Source organism: Williamsia sp. Leaf354 (assembly GCF_001424365.1).
Taxonomy (GTDB): Bacteria; Actinomycetota; Actinomycetes; order Mycobacteriales; family Mycobacteriaceae; genus Williamsia_A.
Genome location: NZ_LMPL01000002.1, coordinates 629,579 through 646,619 on the forward strand (window position 1 = coordinate 629,579; position 17,041 = coordinate 646,619).

The following is a 17,041-nucleotide window of genomic DNA, read 5'->3' on the forward strand; positions in this document are numbered from 1 at the left end:
CGGTCACCGGGCCGAAACCTCCGTCTCACCTGTCGGTTCGGTTCACCGTTCGACGAACCCGACGAGTCCACCGACGGCGGGTCCGGTGTCGTCGACCACCAGCTCGACCCGACCCGGGGTGGTGTCGCCCCGCAGGAGCCGCAGCAGACTGTCCACCGCCTCGCCGGGGCCCTCGGCGACGACGAGCACCCGTCCGTCGGGCTGGTTGGTGGCGTGCCCGACCAACCCCAGTTCGAGCGCACGCGCCCGCGTCCACCAGCGGAACCCCACACCCTGCACGTGCCCGTGCACCCACGCCGTGAGCCGCACAGTGACGTCGGAGGGCCCGCTTTCGCTCCGATCCTCGCTGCGCTCGATTCTCACTCGGCGACCCTCCGGGTCGGCGTCGGAGGGTCGCTCATCGTGTCGGCAGGGTGAGCGATACCTCGGTGCCCGCCTTGAGGGTGCGGCCCACGGTGCACGACGCGTCGACGGCGCGGGCCACCACGGTGAGGAGACGCTGCGCTGTGTCGGCGTCGAGCCCGGACAGGTCGATGTCGAGCTCCTCGTCGAGCCGTGGGTAGACCTCGGCGTCGCGGTCGGCGGCGCCGGAGACGCGCACGGTCGCGGCATAGTCGTCGCCGAGGCGCCGGGCCAGCGGTGCGTCCGAGCTCATCCCGGTGCACGCGGCCAGGGCGATCTTCAGCAGCTCACCCGGGGTGAAGACGCCCTCGACGTCCTCGGACCCGACGAGCACCTGCGCGCCGCGCGAGCTGTGGCCCGTGTAGCGGCGGGTGCCGGTGCGCTCGACCCAGAGTGTCGTGGCGGCGGGGGTGGTGTTCTCGGTACTCATAGCAGCATTGAACACCGTGAGCAGACCGCGAATTCCGCTCACCGGACGAAGCGGTACCCCATCCCGGCCTCGGTGATGAGGTGGCGCGGGTGCGTCGGATCGGGTTCGAGTTTGCGTCGCAGACCCGCGAGATACACGCGCAGATAGTGGGTCTGCGAGTCGTAGGAGGGTCCCCACACCTCGTGGAGCAGCTCGCGTTGCCCCACCAGCTTGCCCTCGTTGCGCACCAGCATCTCCAGCACACCCCATTCGGTCGGGGTGAGATGGACGTCGGTCCCCTCCCGGGTGACGAGTTTCGCGCGCAGGTCCACCACGAACGACCCGGCGTCGACGACGGGCTCCTCCAGCCCCGGGGTGGGTGCGCTCGCGCGCCGGACGGCGGCACGGAGACGGGCCAGCAGTTCCTCCATCCCGAACGGCTTGGTCACGTAGTCGTCGGCGCCGGCGTCGAGGGCCTGCACCTTGTCGCCGGAGTCGGTGCGCGCCGAGAGGACGATCACCGGGACGGTCGTCCACCCGCGAAGGCCCTCGAGGACCTCGAACCCGTCGATGTCGGGCAGGCCGAGGTCGAGGATCACCACCTGGGGGTTGGTCTGGGCGGCCGCACGCAGTGCACCGGCACCGGTCGAGGCGGTCGTCACGTCGAATCCACGGGCGTTCAGGTTGATGCGCAGCGCGCGCAGGATCTGCGGCTCGTCGTCGACGACGAGGACGCGTGTGTGCTCGACCGGTTGCGGTTGTGACATCAGTGGCCCCCCAGGGATTCGCGCGCGAGGTGGTCGTCGGACGGTCGTGGTTCCCCCGGCGCACCGGGGAGGTCGACGACGAGGGTCAGTCCCCCACCATCGGTGTCGATCGCCTCGAGCCGACCGTCCATCGCCTCGGTGAAACCCTGCGCCACCGACAGACCCAGCCCCACACCGGAACTGGCGTTCTGATCACCGACGCGGTGGAACGCGGCGAACATCTGCTCGCGATCGGCCGGGGCGATCCCCGCGCCGTGGTCGATGACGCGGATCAGCACGCGCGTCGGGGCGTCGGGATCGGTGACCGAGGTCGAGGTGCCGCTGCCCTGGCCGGGCCCCTCGGTGACGACCTCGGCGCACACGGTCACCTCGCCCTCACCCTCTGCCCCGTATCCGTCACCGCGCCCACTGTGCCGCAACCCGTTGTCGATGAGGTTCGCCAACACGCGTTCCAGCAGAACGGGATCGGCGTAGACGAGCGTGTCACCGAGTTCGAGTCGCACCCGGGCGAGCTGGCGCGTGTCGTAGGCCGACATGCCCACCAGCACGCGGCTGACGACCTCGGTGAGATAGACGAACTTCATCTGCGGTCGCACCACGCCGGCGGCCAGACGCGAGGAGTCGAGCAGGTTGCCCACCAGGGCGGTGAGGTGGTCGGTCGACTCCTCGATCGTCGCCAACAGCTCGGCGGTGTCCTCGGCCGAGAACGAGACGTCGGTGCTGCGCAGGCTCGACGCCGCGGCCTTCACCGCGGCGAGCGGGGTCCGCAGATCGTGGCTCACCGCCGAGAGCAGGGCACGCCGCAGTCGGTCGGTCTCGCTGAGCGCCTTGGCGTTCGAGGCCTCCTCGGCGAGCTGGCGGCGCTCCACCACCGCGGCGGCCTGCGACGCAACGGCGGTCAGCACCCGACGGTCGCGGCCGGTCACCACCGGGCCGCGCAGCAGCAACGCGTAGGGCCCCGACGGCACGGTGCAGACGGTGTCGGCCTGCGCCGGGGCGGTCGCCGGGTCGTCGCCGACCGCGTCGGTGACCACCGGGGCCGAGGCGCCCTCGTCGATCCGCACCACCGACACCGACCGTTGATCGAAGGTGGTCCGGACGAGATCGAGCAGGGTGGCGAGGCCCTGTCCACGGAGCACCGCCCCGGCGAAGGTGGTCAGCAGCTCGGCCTCCCTGGCCGCGCGGGTGGCCTCCCGCCTCCGCACGGTCGCCGAATCCACCAGCACGGCAACGGCGATCGCGATCAGCAACATCACCACGATCGTCGACAGGTTCTCGACGCTGTCGATGGTGAACGTGTAGCGGGGTGCGGTGAAGAAGAAGTTGAGCAGCAGTCCCGAGGTGATCGCGGTGAGCGCCGCGGGCCCGACACCGCCGAGCATCGAGATCGCGAGCACCACCACGAAGAAGATCGCGGTCTCGCTGGCGAACCCCAGCCACCGGTCGAGACCGAAGATCGCGGCGGCCGCCACGCACGGGACCACCACCGCCAGCACCCAGCTCAGCGGTCGATGCAGACGGGTCTCGCGGATGTCGAGCCGGTTGCGTCGTCGCGCCTGGTCGTGGGTGACCATGTGGACGTCGATCTTCCCCGACATCCGCACCACGGTGGCCCCGGTCCCCTCGTCGAGGAGTCGTTGCCAACGTGATCGGCGCGAGGTCCCCATCACCAGCTGCGTGGCGTTCACGCCGCGGGCGAAGTCGAGGAGGGTCTCGGGGATGGAATCGCCCACCGCGGTGTGGATCCGGGCGCCGAAACCGGCGGCCAGTTCGGTGAGCGAGGGCATCTCCCCGGAGAGTCGGTCGAGGAGGCCGTCGCCGCGGACCACGTGCACCGCGATCAGCTCCGCGCTCGACCGCGAGGCGATCCGTGATGCGCGGCGCAGCAGGGTCGCCGACTCGGGGCCACCGGTGACCGCGACGACCACGCGTTCGCGGGTCTCCCAGGTGTCGGTGATCGCGTGTTCGGCGCGGTAGTCGGCCAGCGAGTCGTCGACCCGGTCGGCGAGCCACAGCAGCGCCAACTCCCGCAGGGCCGTGAGGTTGCCCTGGCGGAAGTAGTTGACGAGCGCACCCTGGATGCGCTCACCCGGGTAGACCTTGCCCGCGGCGAGGCGGCGCCGCAGCGCCTCGGGGGCGATGTCGACCAGTTCGATCGCGTCGGCGGCCCGCACGATCTCGTCGGGGACGGTCTCGCGCTGGGTGACACCGGTGATCTGGGCGACGACGTCGTTGAGGCTCTCGAGGTGCTGGATGTTGACCGTGGACAGCACCGAGATGCCGGCGTCGACGATGTCGCGGATGTCCTCCCACCGCTTGGCGTTGCGACTGCCGGGGGCGTTGCTGTGCGCGAGTTCGTCGACCAACACCACGTCGGGAGCGCGGGCCAGCACCGCCTCCAGATCGAGTTCGGACAGGACGGTGCCCCGGTACTCGATCGTCACCGTCGGGATGACCTCGATGCCCTCGAGCATCCGTGCGGTGCCCGTCCGACCGTGCGTCTCGACGACCGCGGCGACCACGTCGGCACCCTCGGCCGCCAGCGTCGCGGCCTGGGCCAGCATCTCGTAGGTCTTGCCGACGCCGGGAGCGCAGCCCAGGAAGATCTGCAGGGTGCCGCGCCGTTCGGCGCTCTCGGGTCCGGTGGTCACCACACGATCATCGTCGGACGCCGCCACCGCCCGCTACCCGCACTTCGGTGCCGTGGCGCCCAACGCGATGTTGACCTCGAGGACGTTCACGCGCGACTGGCCCAGGAACCCGAGCTGGCGATCGGAGGTGTGCGCGTCGATCACCGCCTGCACGCGCTGCGGGGTCAGATTGCGGACGCGGGCGATCCGGGGCACCTGCAGCGCCGCATAGGACTCGCTGATGTCGGGGTCGAGCCCGGAACCCGACCCGGTGACGGCGTCGACGGGGACCTGCCCGGGCGTGATGCCCTCGCGGGCCGCGATGGCCGCACGGCGTGCCGCGATGTTCTTGGCGAGCAGTTCGCTGTTGGGTCCCTGCTGGCTCGCCGCCGACGCCGACGGGTCGCCGGGGGCGAAGGGGTCGTCGGCCGAGCCGACCACCCGTGAGTGCAGATAGGGATCGGGCGTACCGGCGGGAACCGCGACGTCGACGCCGAGCAGTCTCGACCCGACGACGCACCCGTTGGCGTCGGTGACCTGCGATCCCTCGGCGGAGTGGGTGGTCAGGCGCGAGACGCCCCACACCGCGGCGGGATAGGCCACGCCCAACAGCAGCGTCAGGCCGATGAGCACGGCGAGACCGACGAGCGACTGGCGCACGACGTTTCGGATGACGAGCATGTGCTGCTACCCCATTCCCGGGAGAAAGCGGACGACGAGATCGATGAGCCAGATGCCGACGAACGGTGACACCACACCGCCGACGCCGTAGAGGAGCAGGTTGCGCCCGAGCAGCCTCGAGGCCGACGACGGCCGGTAGCGAACACCTTTGAGCGACAGCGGGATCAGCGCGACGATGATGAGCGCGTTGAAGATGACAGCCGACACGATCGCCGACTGCGCCGAGTGCAGGCGCATCACGTTGAGCGAGTCGAGCTGGGGGTAGATGCCGGTGAACAATGCGGGCAGGATGGCGAAGTACTTGGCGAGGTCGTTGGCGAGGGAGAACGTGGTGAGGGCACCGCGGGTGATCAGCAACTGCTTGCCGATCGCGACCACGTCGATGAGCTTGGTCGGGTCGGAGTCGAGATCGACCATGTTCCCGGCCTCTTTGGCCGCCGAGGTACCGGTGTTCATCGCCAGGCCGACGTCGGCCTGCGCCAGCGCCGGTGCGTCGTTGGTGCCGTCGCCGGTCATCGCGACGAGCCGTCCACCGGTCTGCTCGGTCTTGATCAGCGCGAGTTTGTCCTCCGGGGTGGCCTCGGCGATGTAGTCGTCGACGCCGGCCTCGGCGGCGATCGCCGCGGCGGTGCGCGGGTTGTCGCCGGTCACCATCACCGTCTTGATGCCCATGGCGCGCAACTGCGCGAACCGTTCGGCCATACCGGGTTTCACCACGTCGGACAACGCGATCACTCCGAGGACGCGGACCGGGGCCGACCCTGCACGGTCGGCCACCAGCAGCGGTGTGCCGCCACCGGCCGCGATCTGTTCGACCGCGGAGGTGACCGCGTCGTCGACGGTCGTTCCCCCCTCGCGGGCCCAGCGCACCACCGCGTCGGCGGCCCCCTTGCGGATCAGCAGGTCACCCTCGTCGGGAAGGTCGAGACCGCTCATCCGGGTCTGGGCGGTGAAGGCGACGATGGTGGCGGCGCCCGGTGCGGGTCGCAGCGCGTCGACGTCGACGCCGTAGCGCTCACGGCAGAGGTCGATGATGCTGCGGCCCTCGGGGGTGTCGTCGCCGAGACTCGAACGGCATGCCGCGCCCGCGATGTCGCCGATCGCGACGCCGGGTGCCGGCACGAGCGCGGTGGCCCTGCGGTTGCCGAAGGTGATGGTGCCGGTCTTGTCCATCAACAGGGTGTCGATGTCGCCGGCCGCCTCGACCGCGCGCCCCGACATCGCGAGCACGTTGCGTTGGACGAGTCGGTCCATACCCGCGATGCCGATCGACGACAGCAGCGCGCCGATCGTGGTGGGGATGAGGCACACCAGCAGCGCGATGAGCTTCACCGGATCGGGTGTCGACCCCGCGTACTGCTGCATGGGGCCGATGGCAACGACCGCGAGCAGGAAGATGACGGTGAGGCTCGCGAGCAGGATGTCGAGGGCGATCTCGTTCGGTGTCTTCTTCCGCGACGCGCCCTCGACGAGGGCGATCATCCGGTCGACGAACGACTCGCCGGGCATGGTGGTGATCTCGACGACGATGCGGTCCGACAGGACCACGGTGCCTCCGGTCACCGCGCAGCGGTCGCCGCCGGACTCTCGGATCACCGGCGCCGATTCACCGGTGATCGCCGATTCGTCGACGGTCGCGATGCCCTCGACGACGTCGCCGTCACCGGCGATGACCTCGCCCGCCTCGACGACGATGCGGTCACCGATCGTCAGGTCCGAGCCGGGGACCTCGGTGATCGACCCGTCGTCACCGAGACGTCGGGCCATGGTGTCGCGCTTCACCTTCCGCAGGCTCGCGGCCTGGGCCTTCCCACGACCCTCGGCCACCGCCTCGGCGAGGTTGGCGAACAGCGAGGTGAACCAGAGCCAGAACGCGATGGCCCACGAGAACCACGACGGCTGGTAGATCGCGAGCGCGGTGGTCGCGATGGCCCCGAGGTAGACCACGAACATGACGGGGTTGCGGGCCTGGTCGCGCGGGGTGAGCTTGCGTACCGCGTCGGGCAGGGAACGGACGAGCTGGGTGGGCGAGAACGCCCCGCTGCCGGCCATGTCGTCCGACACCGCGGGTGTATCCGCGGTATCCGACGTGCTCGGTCCGGAGGGACCGGGACCGGGATCGGGATCGGTGATGGTCATGCGAGTGCCTCCGCGATGGGCCCCAGGGCAAGGGCGGGGAAGAAGGTGAGACCGGCCACGAGGAGCACGGTGCCGGTCACCAGGCCGCCGTAGAGCAGGCCGTGGGTGGGCAGGGTCGCCGTCGATGCGGGTTTCGGTTTCTGCTTCGCGAGCAGTCCGGCGAGGGCGAGGGTGAAGATGATGGGCAGGAACCGGCCGAACAGCATGCACACGCCGAGCGAGACCTGGAACCAGTCGCTGGTCACGGTGAGGCCGCCGAACGCGCTGCCGTTGTTGTTGGCGGCCGAGGCGTAGGCGTAGAGCACCTCGGAGAATCCGTGGATCGATCCCGGGGTCCCGGGGTCGCCGCTGTTGCCCTGGAAGCCGGTGGTGGACGGCAGGATCGCGGTGATCGCGGTGCCGATGAGCACCAGTGCGGGCATCACGAGAATCGACAGGGCGGCCATCGTGATCTCCCGCTGGCCGATCTTCTTGCCCAGGAACTCGGGGGTGCGTCCGACGAGCAGACCGCCGACGAAGACCGCGATGATGGCCAGCACGAGGATGCCGTAGAGACCGGTCCCGACCCCGCCGGGCGCGACCTCGCCGAGCAGCATGTTCCACATCACCGCACCGCCGCTCGCCGCGGAGAAGCTGTCGTGTTGGGCGTTGACGGCACCGGTGGACGTGCCGGTGGTGGCGACGGCGTAGAGGACCGAGGCCGGGATACCGAAGCGCTGTTCCTTGCCCTCCATCATCGCGCCGGCCGCGGTGGCGGCGGCTCCGTTGGTCCGCTCCTCGAAGAACCATGTGACGGCGAGGATCAGGGCGAACAGCGTCGCCATGACACCGAGGACGGTGTAGCCCTGCCGACGGTCGGCGACCATCGTGGCGTAGGTCCTCGTGAGGCACACCGGGATCACGAGGATCGCGATGATCTGGGCGATGTTCGTCAGCGGGGTGGGGTTCTCGAACGGGTGCGCGGAGTTCGTGGCGAGCGAGCCACCTCCGTTGGTGCCGAGTTCCTTGATCGCCTCCTGCGAGGCGAAGGGGCCGACCACGGCGTGGCCGCTGCCGCCGCCGAGTCCGGTGAAGTCGAACCCGGAATGGAACGACTGCACCACACCCTGGGCCACGAACAGGATCGCGAACAGCACGCTGAGCGGCAACAGGATTCGGACGACACCGCGCACGAGATCGACCCAGAAGTTGCCGATCTCACCGGTGGTGGTGCGGGCGATGATGCCGCGGACGAGCGCGACCGCGACCGCCAGGCCGACGGCGGCGGAGAGGAAGTTCTGCACCGCCAGGCCACCGGCCTGGGTGAGGTTCCCCATCACCACCTCGGGTGAGTACGACTGCCAGTTGGTGTTGGTGACGAACGACACCGCCGTGTTGAAGGCCATCGCGCCCGGCACCCCGGGTCGCCCCCCCGACATCGGCAGGTGACCCTGGATACGTTGCAGCACAAAGAGGAACAGGACTCCGACCAGCGAGAAGCCCAGGAGCGCTGCGGCGTAGCCGACCCACGTCTGCTGCCGGCCCGCGTCCACCCGCACCACGCGGTAGAAGACGCGCTCGACGGCGAGGTCGCGGGCGCTGGTGAAGACGCGGGCCATGTGGTCGCCGAGGGGGACGTACACGAGGGCGAGGACGACGAGGACGACGCCGACCTGGAGGGCGGCGGCGAGTGCGGGGTTCACGTGTGTCAGAACCTCTCCGGGAAGACCAGTGCGGCGAGCAGATAGAGGGCCACCACGAGCGCGGCGACCAGGAGGATGACGTTGACCGTCCCCGAGGCGGTCATCGCGACATCCGTCCCGACACGGCGCGCAGCACCAGTGCACAGGCTCCGAACAACCCGATGATGGTGAGCACGAAGACGAAGTCGGTCACGCGATCTCCTGACGAACGGCAAGGACCGGACTCGAGGTGGTCCGATCTACGAGCCCGATCGTGACCCATCCGGATCCCCGGTTCCGCCGTCGTTAACGGACTTCCGACGCCGCGACCTGGCGCCTTTACGGGATTCCTACGGCGAGCGACGGCGCCTCTACGCTATAGTTCGGTTCGCTAAGTTCTTCTCCGCGCGGATGTCAGGCGCCGCGCGGACGCACCTGACACTTCGGGCAGCTGAACGAACTGCGGTTCATGAACTGTTCGCGACGCATGATGCGTCCGCATCGGCGGCACGGTTGCCCCTCGCGCCCATAGGCGTTCAGCGATCGCTCGAAGTACCCCGACTGGCCGTTGACGTTGACATAGAGAGAGTCGAACGACGTCCCGCCCGAGGCCAGCGCCTGCTCCATCACCTCGGTCGCCGCGGCGAGGAGGTCGCCCAGCTTGCGCGGTCCGATCTCGTCGGTCGGCCGCGCGCCGTGGATCCTGGCGCGCCACAACGCCTCGTCGGCATAGATGTTGCCGATGCCGCTCACGACGGTCTGGTCGAGCAGCGCCCGCTTGATCTCGGTGTGTCGGGTGCGCCACGTGGCGACCACGGCCCGCGGGTCGAAGGCGGGATCGAACGGGTCGGGTCCGATGTGCGCGATCGTCGAGGGGATGGCGGCCCCGGTGTCGGTGTCGGTGTGCGCGTCGAGGAACCATCCGCCGAACGTCCGCTGATCGACGAAGCGCAGCTCCATGCCGTCGCCGAGGGCCGCCCGCACCCGCAGGTGTGTGGGATCCGGGGTCGCGGGGTCGCAGACCAGCATCTGACCGCTCATCCCGAGATGGATGACGAGAGCGACATCAGGGGCGGCCTCGGTCAGCGGGTCGACCGCGGACGACGACGACGCCGACGTGTCGATGTCGAGCCAGAGGTACTTGCCACGGCGCCGGGCCGCGACGATGCGTGTCCCGGCGAGGACACCAGCGAGGTCCTCGGCGCCGGGGAGGTGACGACGGACCGAACGAGGGTGGTGCACGGTGACCGACTCGATCGTCCGGCCGACGGCGTGGGCGTCGAGCCCGCGACGCACGACCTCGACCTCCGGGAGCTCAGGCACCGCGCACCGGTGGGATGAGCACGCCGGTCACGAGGTGGGGCCGGCCTTCGACTCCGAGATCACCTGCCATGCCGTGGCGGCCGCCTTCTGCTCGGCTTCCTTCTTCGTGCGGCCCGCTCCGACACCCATGGACGCACCGGCGACGACCGCGGTGGCGGTGAACTCCTTGGAGTGATCGGGACCGGTGGAGGTGATCTCGTACTGCGGGACGCCCAGACCACGCTCGGCGGTCAGCTCCTGCAGCGAGGTCTTCCAGTCCAGCCCGGCGCCGAGCACGGCGGCCCGATCGAGGGAGGGTGCGAACAGGGCACCGACGACGCGCTGCGCCGTCTCGAAGCCGTGGTCGAGGTAGACCGCGCCCAGGATCGACTCGGTGCCGTCGGCGAGGATGCTCGCCTTGTCGCGACCGCCCGTGAGCTCCTCACCGCGGCCGAGCAGGATGTGGCGGCCAAGGCCACCGCGTCCCAGGCCGCGCGCGATGTCGGCGAGTGCGTACATGTTGACGACGCTGGCGCGGATCTTCGCGAGCTCGCCCTCGGGACGGTCGGGATAGGTGAGGTACAGCGTCTCGGTCACCACCACACCGAGCACCGAGTCGCCGAGGAACTCGAGGCGCTCGTTGGTGGGGAGACCACCGTTCTCGTAGGCGTACGAACGGTGGGTCAGCGCGAGCGTCAGGAGTCCGCGCGAGATGTCGACGCCCAGGGCGTCGAGCAGGTCGGTCGGATCGTCGACGAGATCGGGCAGCCCCGGCAACGACGCGGCGCCCGCGGGATCGGAGGCCTTCGGCGACACCGTGCTCACCCGGTGGGGCCGGCCGCGTCGCGGGCCGGTCCGGGTGCATCCGTGGCCGCCGGGTCCGCGAACTTCTCGCGCAGCGCCGCCCACTTCGGGTCGATGAACTCGTGTCCGTGTTCGGGATCGGCGGTGTCGAGTCGCACGCCGCACTCCACACAGAGGCCGCCGCAGTCGTCGCGACAGAGCGGCGTCATCGGCAGGTCGAGACCGACCGCGTCGATGACCGCCTGCTCGAGGTCGACCCGGTCGTCGACGATGCGGTGCACGTCGTCGGCGTCGGTGGTCTGCTCGGTCACGCTGTCGGGGTAGGCGAACAGCTCGGTGAGGAAGACGTTGACCGTGCCGCTCACCGGATCGAGGCAGCGCGCGCACTGTCCCTCGGTCTCGCCGCTGACCGTGCCGGTCACCAGCACTCCCTCGTTGACCGACTCCAGCCGGAGGTCGAGATCGATCTCGCTGTCGGCGGGGATGGCGATGAGGTCGAGACCCAGGCTGTGGTCACAGGTGACCGTGCGATGGATCTGGGTCATCGTGCCGGGACGACGTCCCAGGGAACGGATGTCGAGAACGAACGGGGTGACCGCGGAACTCGATCGAAGACGCTGATCGGACACGGGAGTAGACGATACGCCGAGCCGACCACCATCTCCCACCTCGCCCGAGGTGGGAGACGAGGTCAGACCGCGACGCCGGTCGGGTAGTCGTCCCGCACGGCCCGGGGATGCTCGCTGTAGTCGTGAACGCCGGCCCCCGTGCGGAGCTGCTGACGGCCACGGTTCACCGAGCGCATCGTGGAGGTGAGGACCTCCTCGAAGTCGGCGAGCTTGTTGTCGACGTAGACGTCGCACTCGCCGCGCAGGCGGTCGGACTCGGCGTGAGCGGCGTCGATGATGCGGTCGGCCTCGCTCTTCGCGGCCGCGACGACCTCGGTCTCCGACACCAGTCGCTGCTGCTCGGCGATGCCGTCGGCGACCGACTTCTCGTAGCTGGCGTTGCCCGACTCGATCATCCGGGCGGCCTCGGCGCGGGCCCGACCGGTCACGGCCTCGAACTCACGGGCGGCACCGGCCGCGGTCCGCTGCGCCTCGGCGGTGGCATCGGTGACCAGCTCGGTGGCGTGGGCGGAGGCCTCGCCCACCATCCGGTCGGCCTGCGACTTGGCCTCGGACAGGATCCGGTCGGCCTCGGCGCGCGCGTGGGCGACCATCGAATCCGACTGCGACGTCGCCTCGGAGACCGCGGTGTCGGCGTGGGCACGCGCGTCACCGATGAGCTTGTCGCGCTGGTCGAGCACGTCCTGCGCGTCGTCGAGTTCGGCGGGGATGGAGTCCTTGACGTCGTCGAGGAGTTCGAGCACATCGCCACGGGGGACGACGCATCCGGCGGTCATCGGGACCCCGCGCGCCTCCTCGACGATGGCGCCCAGTTCGTCCAGAGCTTCGAATACCCGATACACAGCTACCTCGTTTCTCGGCCGGGACGTGCCCGACTCGAGTGGTTGGTGTTGTTCCTGTGACTATTGTGCCCACTGGTACGAAGAATCCCGGGCAGGCGAGCCTCGGTGTGTCGGCGCGTCGGCACTACTGCGCGAGCTTGGCGCCCAAAGCGGAGAACACCGGCGGCGGGAGGAATGCCTCGACGTCGCCCCCGAGTCGCGCGACCTCCTTCACCAGCGAGCTCGACACGTGCGCCCATCGGGGCTCGGTGAGCATGAAGTAGGTCTCCACGTCGGCCAGGTCGCGGTTCATGGTGGCCATGGGCATCTCGTACTCGAAGTCGACCGCTCCCCGCAGTCCCTTCACCACCGTGGTCAGCTCGTGGGTGCGGAGGTAGTCCACGAGGAGCCCCTGCCACCGGTCGACGCGGACGTTCGGCAGGTGCGACGTGCATTCGGTGATCAGTTCGACCCGCTCGTCGATGTCGAACAGTCCCGATTTCGACGGGTTGACCGTGACCAGCACGACCAGCTCGGAGAATCGCGGGGCGCACCGCTCGATGACGAACAGGTGACCGCGGGTGAGCGGATCGAACGATCCCGGACAGACGGCTCCAGCCATACCGGTCAAGCTAGCAGTCGCCCGCCGGTGACCGTGGTCGTCAATCCTCGTCGGGGTCGGCCACCTGGCCCAGGTCGACACGGGTGTCGCCGTACCGTCGTGACCGCTCCGAGGTGACGGTCGCCGGCCAGGTGATCTGTGGCGACCGGGCCGAACGCTCCACCACGACGAGCGCGCCCGGCGCACACCAGTCGTTGTCGGCGAGCGCCTGCAGGTGTCCCTCCACGACCTCGACGTCCACGTCGTAGGGCGGGTCGCAGAACACGATGTCGAAGCGGTCGTCGGCCGCGGAGGCGAGCGTCGTCTCGACCCGGCGCCGACGGACGTCGTACGCCTCGACCCCGAACCCGCATCGCGTCGCGTTCGCGGTGATCGTCGACGCCGCCGTGGCATCCGCCTCGACGAACACCGCCCGCGCCGCCCCCCGCGAGAGCGACTCGAGCCCGAGCGCGCCGGACCCCGCATACAGGTCGAGAACACGTGCCCCATCGAGGTCGATGCGGGCGTCGAGCATCGCGAACATCGACTCGCGGACTCGATCCGACGTCGGTCGGGTACCGGCGGGAGGAGCCGCGATCGGGCGCCCGCGGGCCGACCCCGCGATGATCCTCATGACGGTGATTGTCCACGTCGATGCCGCGCTCGCGGTGGCGACGCGGCACCAGGCGACCGAACGCGACACGACCCGGTCGCACCGACGTCGTGCGCCACTTCGTGACGGGTATCACAAAGAGGGTCTGTACTGGCCCTTAGAGGCGCTTTCACCAGCAAATATCCGGTTCTGGGTGACATCGGTGTGACCCGTTGTTAACTTCAGAGTTGCCATGACCCCCATACAGACGAGTGCCACCCTGACCACCACACCCGAGGTCTCCTTCCGGGAGCCCGATGTCGCCGATGGCGTTCGTCTCTGGGAAATCGCCCGTGATTCCGAGGTCCTCGACCTCAACAGCAGCTACGCCTACGTGCTCTGGTGCCAGGATTACGCGCGCACGAGCATCGTGGCCGAGGTCGACGGTACCGTCGTCGGCTTCGTGACCGGATACGTGCGCCCGCAGGCGCCCGACACGGTCATGGTGTGGCAGGTCGCGGTCGACGCCGACCAGCGCGGTCTCGGTCTCGCCGGGCGCATGCTGTCCGCACTGATGGATCGTGTGGAGTCCGACTCCATCACGCGGATGCAGACCACCATCAGCCCCGACAACGAGGCGTCGCAGAAGCTGTTCACCTCGTTCGCCGAGCGTCGTGACATGACCATCACCCGTCGCGACTACTTCGCGCCGGAGGACTTCCCGGATTCCCACGAGCCCGAGGATCTCTACACCATCGCTCCGCGCTCGTAGACCCCGATTGCGCACCGGATGTACAGACGACGATCCGGGCCCGCCTCCCCGTGCGAGCGGACGACGACGTTCGCCGCACTCCCGGGTACAGCCACAGTGCCCGGCACGCACGCCGCGCCGCAGCCGTGACCACTCACCATTTCTGATCTGAGGACGACCATGACCTTTTCTTCCGACATTTTCGACACGCGAGAGTCCGAGGTCCGCAGCTACAGCCGCGGGTGGCCCGCCGTCTTCGAGAAGGCGTCCGGGTCCTGGCTGACCGATCGCGAGGGTGTGCGCTACCTCGACTTCTTCGCCGGCGCGGGCGCCCTGAACTACGGGCACAACCACCCGGTGCTCAAAGAGGCTCTGCTGGAGTACATGTCCGGCGACGGCATCACCCACGGTCTGGACATGTCGACCGTCGCGAAGGGTGAGTTCCTGCAGACCTTCCAGGACACGATCCTGATGCCGCGCAACCTCGACTACAAGGTGATGTTCCCCGGCCCCACGGGCACCAACACCGTCGAGGCCGCCCTCAAGCTGGCCCGTAAGGTGACCGGTCGCGAGGCGATCATCAACTTCACCAACGCCTTCCACGGCATGACACTGGGCGCGCTGTCGGTGACCGGTAACGCGTTCAAGCGCGCCGGCGCCGGTGTGCCGCTGGTGCACACCACCCCGATGCCCTACGACGACTACTTCGACGGCGACATGAAGGACTTCCGCTGGTTCGAGCAGGTCCTCGGCGACTCGGGAAGCGGATTCAACAAGCCCGCCGGTGTCATCGTCGAGACCGTCCAGGGTGAGGGCGGCGTCAACGTCGCCCGCGCCGAGTGGCTTCGCGGCCTGGCCGATCTGTGCAAGCGCCACGAGATCCTGCTCATCGTCGACGACGTCCAGATGGGTTGCGGCCGTACCGGTCCGTTCTTCTCGTTCGAGATCGCCGGCATCACCCCCGACATCGTCACGCTGTCGAAGTCGATCGGTGGCTACGGCCTGCCGATGGCCCTGACCCTGTTCAAGCGCGATCTCGACGTGTGGAGCCCCGCCGAGCACAACGGCACCTTCCGCGGGAACAACCCGTCGTTCGTCACGGCGAAGGCCGCCATCGACCACTTCTGGTCCGACGACACCTTCGAGAAGGCGACCATCGCCAAGGGCAACCGGATCCACGAGGCCTTCACCGAGCTGTCGGAGAAGTACGACGGCGTCAGCACCCGGGGTCGCGGCATGGCCCAGGGCCTCGTGTTCGAGGTCGCCGAGAACGCCGGCAAGGTGTGCTCGCTCGCCTTCGACGAGCACCTGCTGACCGAGACCGCCGGACCGTCGGACCAGGTCGTCAAACTGCTTCCGCCACTGACGATCTCCGACGACGAGCTCGAGCAGGGACTCGACATCCTCGCGCGGGCGACCGCCAAGGTCGTCTGAGCACTCGGAGAACACACGCATGTCCCCGGCCCGACCGGGCCGGACCGCAACGGGAAGGAACGCGTCCATGATCGTCCGCACCACCACAGAGATCACCGACACCGACCGCGACATCGTCGCCGAGAACGGCAACTGGCGTTCCAAGCGGATCATCCTCGGTGGCGACCGGGTCGGTTTCTCGTTGCACGAGACCGTCATCAAGGCCGGCACCGTCAACGAGTTCCACTACGCGAACCACGTCGAGGCCGTATGGCTCATCTCCGGTGAGGGCACGCTGCTCGACCGCGAGACCGGCCAGGAGTACCCGCTGGGGCCCGACACCATGTACCTGCTGAACGGCCACGAGCGCCACACCGTCACCGCGACCACCGAGCTGCGCATGTACTGCGTGTTCAACCCGCCGGTGGTCGGCAACGAGACCCACGACGAGAACGGTGTCTACCCACTCGTCACCGTCGACTGACCCCTTATCGTCATGGGATGACAAGCGAGACAACCCCGGTCGCCCTGGCGCCGGGACACGACGAGCACCTCACCGCCGCGATCGAATCCGCGGGTGGGGTGCTCGTCCCGTTGGAGCAGGCGCAGGTGCTGGTGTGGGCGGGAGGTGTCGACGACTTCCCCACCGACCTCCCCGACGCCGTCGAGTGGGTCGCGCTCAGACTCGCCGGTATCGAGGAGTTCATGGCGGCGGGACTCATCGACGACCGTCGTACATGGACCAATGCGTCGGGCTTCTACGCCGAGAACGTCGCCGAGCACGCCCTGGCGCTGCTGCTCGCCGGGCTGCGACAGATCCCCGCGGCGGTGACGTCGCGTTGGGACAAGCAGGTCATCGACACCACCATCCGCTCGCTGCACGGGTCCACGGTGGCGATCATCGGCGCGGGCGGCATCGCGCGATCGCTGATCCCCCGACTCGTTGCGTGCGGCGCCGACGTCATCGCCGTCAACCGATCCGGTCGTCGGGTCGACGGAGCCCGCGAGACCCTGCCCGCCGATCGCGTCGCCGAGGTGTGGCCGCGCTGCGACCACGTCGTGCTCGCCGCGCCGTCGACCGCCGAGACCCGTCACCTGATCGGTGGCTCGGTTCTCGCCGCGCTCCCCGACCACGCCTGGATCGTCAACGTCGCACGCGGCACCCTCATCGATCAGGCCGCCCTGCTGCGGGCGGTCCGCGCGGGCGAGATCGCCGGTGCAGCCCTCGATGTCACCGACCCCGAGCCACCGGGTCCCGATGACCCCCTCTTCGACGAGCCCCGGATCATCGTCACCCCGCACGTCGCCAACCCCGCCTCGGGACTCACACGGACACTGGCGCCGTGGGTCGCCGAGAACCTCCGACGCTTCCGGGCCGGCGAGGAACTCCTCTCGACCATCTCCCCCGACAGCACCTACTGATCACACCGGCGCGACCT

Annotated in this window: 18 protein-coding genes; 4 read left to right on the forward strand and 14 right to left on the reverse strand. The window is 69.2% G+C overall.

Going from position 1 to position 17,041, the window contains the following annotated elements; genetic code table 11:
• Positions 1–42: 42 nt before the first annotated feature.
• The 14 genes from ASG12_RS10975 to rsmD all read right to left on the reverse strand — a co-directional run bounded on the left by ASG12_RS10975 (position 43) and on the right by rsmD (position 13,480).
• Positions 43–363 (reverse strand): acylphosphatase, encoded by a 321-nt coding sequence (locus ASG12_RS10975; RefSeq protein ID WP_082501863.1) that lies wholly within the window; start codon positions 361–363, stop codon positions 43–45.
• A gap of 34 nt (positions 364–397) precedes the next feature.
• Positions 398–832, reverse strand: coding sequence for an OsmC family protein (locus tag ASG12_RS10980; RefSeq protein ID WP_055789112.1), 435 nt, complete (start codon positions 830–832; stop codon positions 398–400).
• Positions 833–870: 38 nt separating this feature from the next.
• Positions 871–1,578 carry a response regulator gene (locus ASG12_RS10985; RefSeq protein ID WP_055789114.1) on the reverse strand — a complete coding sequence of 236 codons (708 nt, stop codon included), beginning with the start codon at positions 1,576–1,578 and terminating at the stop codon, positions 871–873.
• Entirely contained in the window at positions 1,578–4,229 is a 2,652-nt protein-coding gene (locus ASG12_RS10990; protein ID WP_055789584.1) for a sensor histidine kinase, read from the reverse strand. The genes ASG12_RS10985 and ASG12_RS10990 overlap by 1 nt, the downstream gene beginning before the upstream one ends.
• Positions 4,230–4,262: 33 nt before the next feature.
• Positions 4,263–4,889 (reverse strand): potassium-transporting ATPase subunit C, encoded by a 627-nt coding sequence (locus tag ASG12_RS10995; RefSeq protein ID WP_055789117.1) that lies wholly within the window; start codon positions 4,887–4,889, stop codon positions 4,263–4,265.
• A 6-nt stretch (positions 4,890–4,895) separates the two neighbouring features.
• Complete coding sequence (kdpB, locus tag ASG12_RS11000; RefSeq protein ID WP_156378069.1) at positions 4,896–6,941, reverse strand: potassium-transporting ATPase subunit KdpB; 2,046 nt, start codon at positions 6,939–6,941, stop codon at positions 4,896–4,898.
• An 83-nt stretch (positions 6,942–7,024) separates the two neighbouring features.
• Positions 7,025–8,710 carry a potassium-transporting ATPase subunit KdpA gene (kdpA, locus tag ASG12_RS11005; RefSeq protein WP_055789123.1) on the reverse strand — a complete coding sequence of 562 codons (1,686 nt, stop codon included), beginning with the start codon at positions 8,708–8,710 and terminating at the stop codon, positions 7,025–7,027.
• Between the two features lie 5 nt (positions 8,711–8,715).
• Positions 8,716–8,814, reverse strand: coding sequence for a potassium-transporting ATPase subunit F (locus ASG12_RS11010; protein ID WP_055789125.1), 99 nt, complete (start codon positions 8,812–8,814; stop codon positions 8,716–8,718).
• Between the two features lie 289 nt (positions 8,815–9,103).
• Positions 9,104–10,012, reverse strand: coding sequence for a bifunctional DNA-formamidopyrimidine glycosylase/DNA-(apurinic or apyrimidinic site) lyase (gene mutM / locus ASG12_RS11015; protein ID WP_055789129.1), 909 nt, complete (start codon positions 10,010–10,012; stop codon positions 9,104–9,106).
• Between the two features lie 27 nt (positions 10,013–10,039).
• Positions 10,040–10,768 carry a ribonuclease III gene (gene rnc / locus ASG12_RS11020; RefSeq protein ID WP_055789586.1) on the reverse strand — a complete coding sequence of 243 codons (729 nt, stop codon included), beginning with the start codon at positions 10,766–10,768 and terminating at the stop codon, positions 10,040–10,042.
• 44 nt (positions 10,769–10,812) lie between these two features.
• A complete protein-coding gene (locus ASG12_RS11025) occupies positions 10,813–11,424 on the reverse strand; it encodes a YceD family protein (RefSeq protein ID WP_055789131.1) in 612 nt (203 codons plus the stop codon).
• 62 nt (positions 11,425–11,486) lie between these two features.
• The gene (locus ASG12_RS11030; RefSeq protein WP_045822403.1) at positions 11,487–12,266 is read right to left on the reverse strand and encodes a DivIVA domain-containing protein; all 780 of its coding nucleotides are present in this window, start codon (positions 12,264–12,266) and stop codon (positions 11,487–11,489) included.
• 124 nt (positions 12,267–12,390) lie between these two features.
• A complete protein-coding gene (gene coaD, locus ASG12_RS11035; RefSeq protein ID WP_055789134.1) occupies positions 12,391–12,867 on the reverse strand; it encodes a pantetheine-phosphate adenylyltransferase in 477 nt (158 codons plus the stop codon).
• A gap of 40 nt (positions 12,868–12,907) precedes the next feature.
• Complete coding sequence (gene rsmD / locus ASG12_RS11040; RefSeq protein ID WP_055789588.1) at positions 12,908–13,480, reverse strand: 16S rRNA (guanine(966)-N(2))-methyltransferase RsmD; 573 nt, start codon at positions 13,478–13,480, stop codon at positions 12,908–12,910.
• Positions 13,481–13,691: 211 nt separating this feature from the next.
• Here rsmD and ectA point away from each other — a divergent pair, with 211 nt between their 5' ends.
• From ectA to ASG12_RS11060, 4 genes are all read left to right on the forward strand, one after another.
• Complete coding sequence (ectA, locus tag ASG12_RS11045; protein WP_055789136.1) at positions 13,692–14,210, forward strand: diaminobutyrate acetyltransferase; 519 nt, start codon at positions 13,692–13,694, stop codon at positions 14,208–14,210.
• Between the two features lie 159 nt (positions 14,211–14,369).
• On the forward strand, positions 14,370–15,623 hold the full coding sequence (ectB, locus tag ASG12_RS11050; protein WP_055789139.1) for a diaminobutyrate--2-oxoglutarate transaminase: 1,254 nt from the start codon (positions 14,370–14,372) through the stop codon (positions 15,621–15,623).
• Between the two features lie 67 nt (positions 15,624–15,690).
• A complete protein-coding gene (locus ASG12_RS11055) occupies positions 15,691–16,086 on the forward strand; it encodes an ectoine synthase (RefSeq protein WP_055789141.1) in 396 nt (131 codons plus the stop codon).
• Between the two features lie 17 nt (positions 16,087–16,103).
• Positions 16,104–17,024 (forward strand): D-isomer specific 2-hydroxyacid dehydrogenase family protein, encoded by a 921-nt coding sequence (locus tag ASG12_RS11060; RefSeq protein WP_055789143.1) that lies wholly within the window; start codon positions 16,104–16,106, stop codon positions 17,022–17,024.
• Positions 17,025–17,041 lie beyond the last annotated feature (17 nt).

Bases quoted from the DNA above. Each gene is read 5' to 3' on its own strand.
- ASG12_RS10980 (WP_055789112.1), bottom strand. From the start codon at position 832: ATGAGTACCGAGAACACCACCCCCGCCGCCACGACACTCTGGGTCGAG.
- ASG12_RS10985 (WP_055789114.1), bottom strand. From the start codon at position 1,578: ATGTCACAACCGCAACCGGTCGAGCACACACGCGTCCTCGTCGTCGAC.
- ASG12_RS10995 (WP_055789117.1), bottom strand. From the start codon at position 4,889: ATGCTCGTCATCCGAAACGTCGTGCGCCAGTCGCTCGTCGGTCTCGCC.
- kdpB (WP_156378069.1), bottom strand. From the start codon at position 6,941: ATGGCCGGCAGCGGGGCGTTCTCGCCCACCCAGCTCGTCCGTTCCCTG.
- ASG12_RS11010 (WP_055789125.1), bottom strand. From the start codon at position 8,814: ATGACCGCCTCGGGGACGGTCAACGTCATCCTCCTGGTCGCCGCGCTC.
- coaD (WP_055789134.1), bottom strand. From the start codon at position 12,867: ATGGCTGGAGCCGTCTGTCCGGGATCGTTCGATCCGCTCACCCGCGGT.
- rsmD (WP_055789588.1), bottom strand. From the start codon at position 13,480: ATGAGGATCATCGCGGGGTCGGCCCGCGGGCGCCCGATCGCGGCTCCT.
- ectA (WP_055789136.1), top strand. From the start codon at position 13,692: ATGACCCCCATACAGACGAGTGCCACCCTGACCACCACACCCGAGGTC.
- ectB (WP_055789139.1), top strand. From the start codon at position 14,370: ATGACCTTTTCTTCCGACATTTTCGACACGCGAGAGTCCGAGGTCCGC.
- ASG12_RS11055 (WP_055789141.1), top strand. From the start codon at position 15,691: ATGATCGTCCGCACCACCACAGAGATCACCGACACCGACCGCGACATC.
- ASG12_RS11060 (WP_055789143.1), top strand. From the start codon at position 16,104: ATGACAAGCGAGACAACCCCGGTCGCCCTGGCGCCGGGACACGACGAG.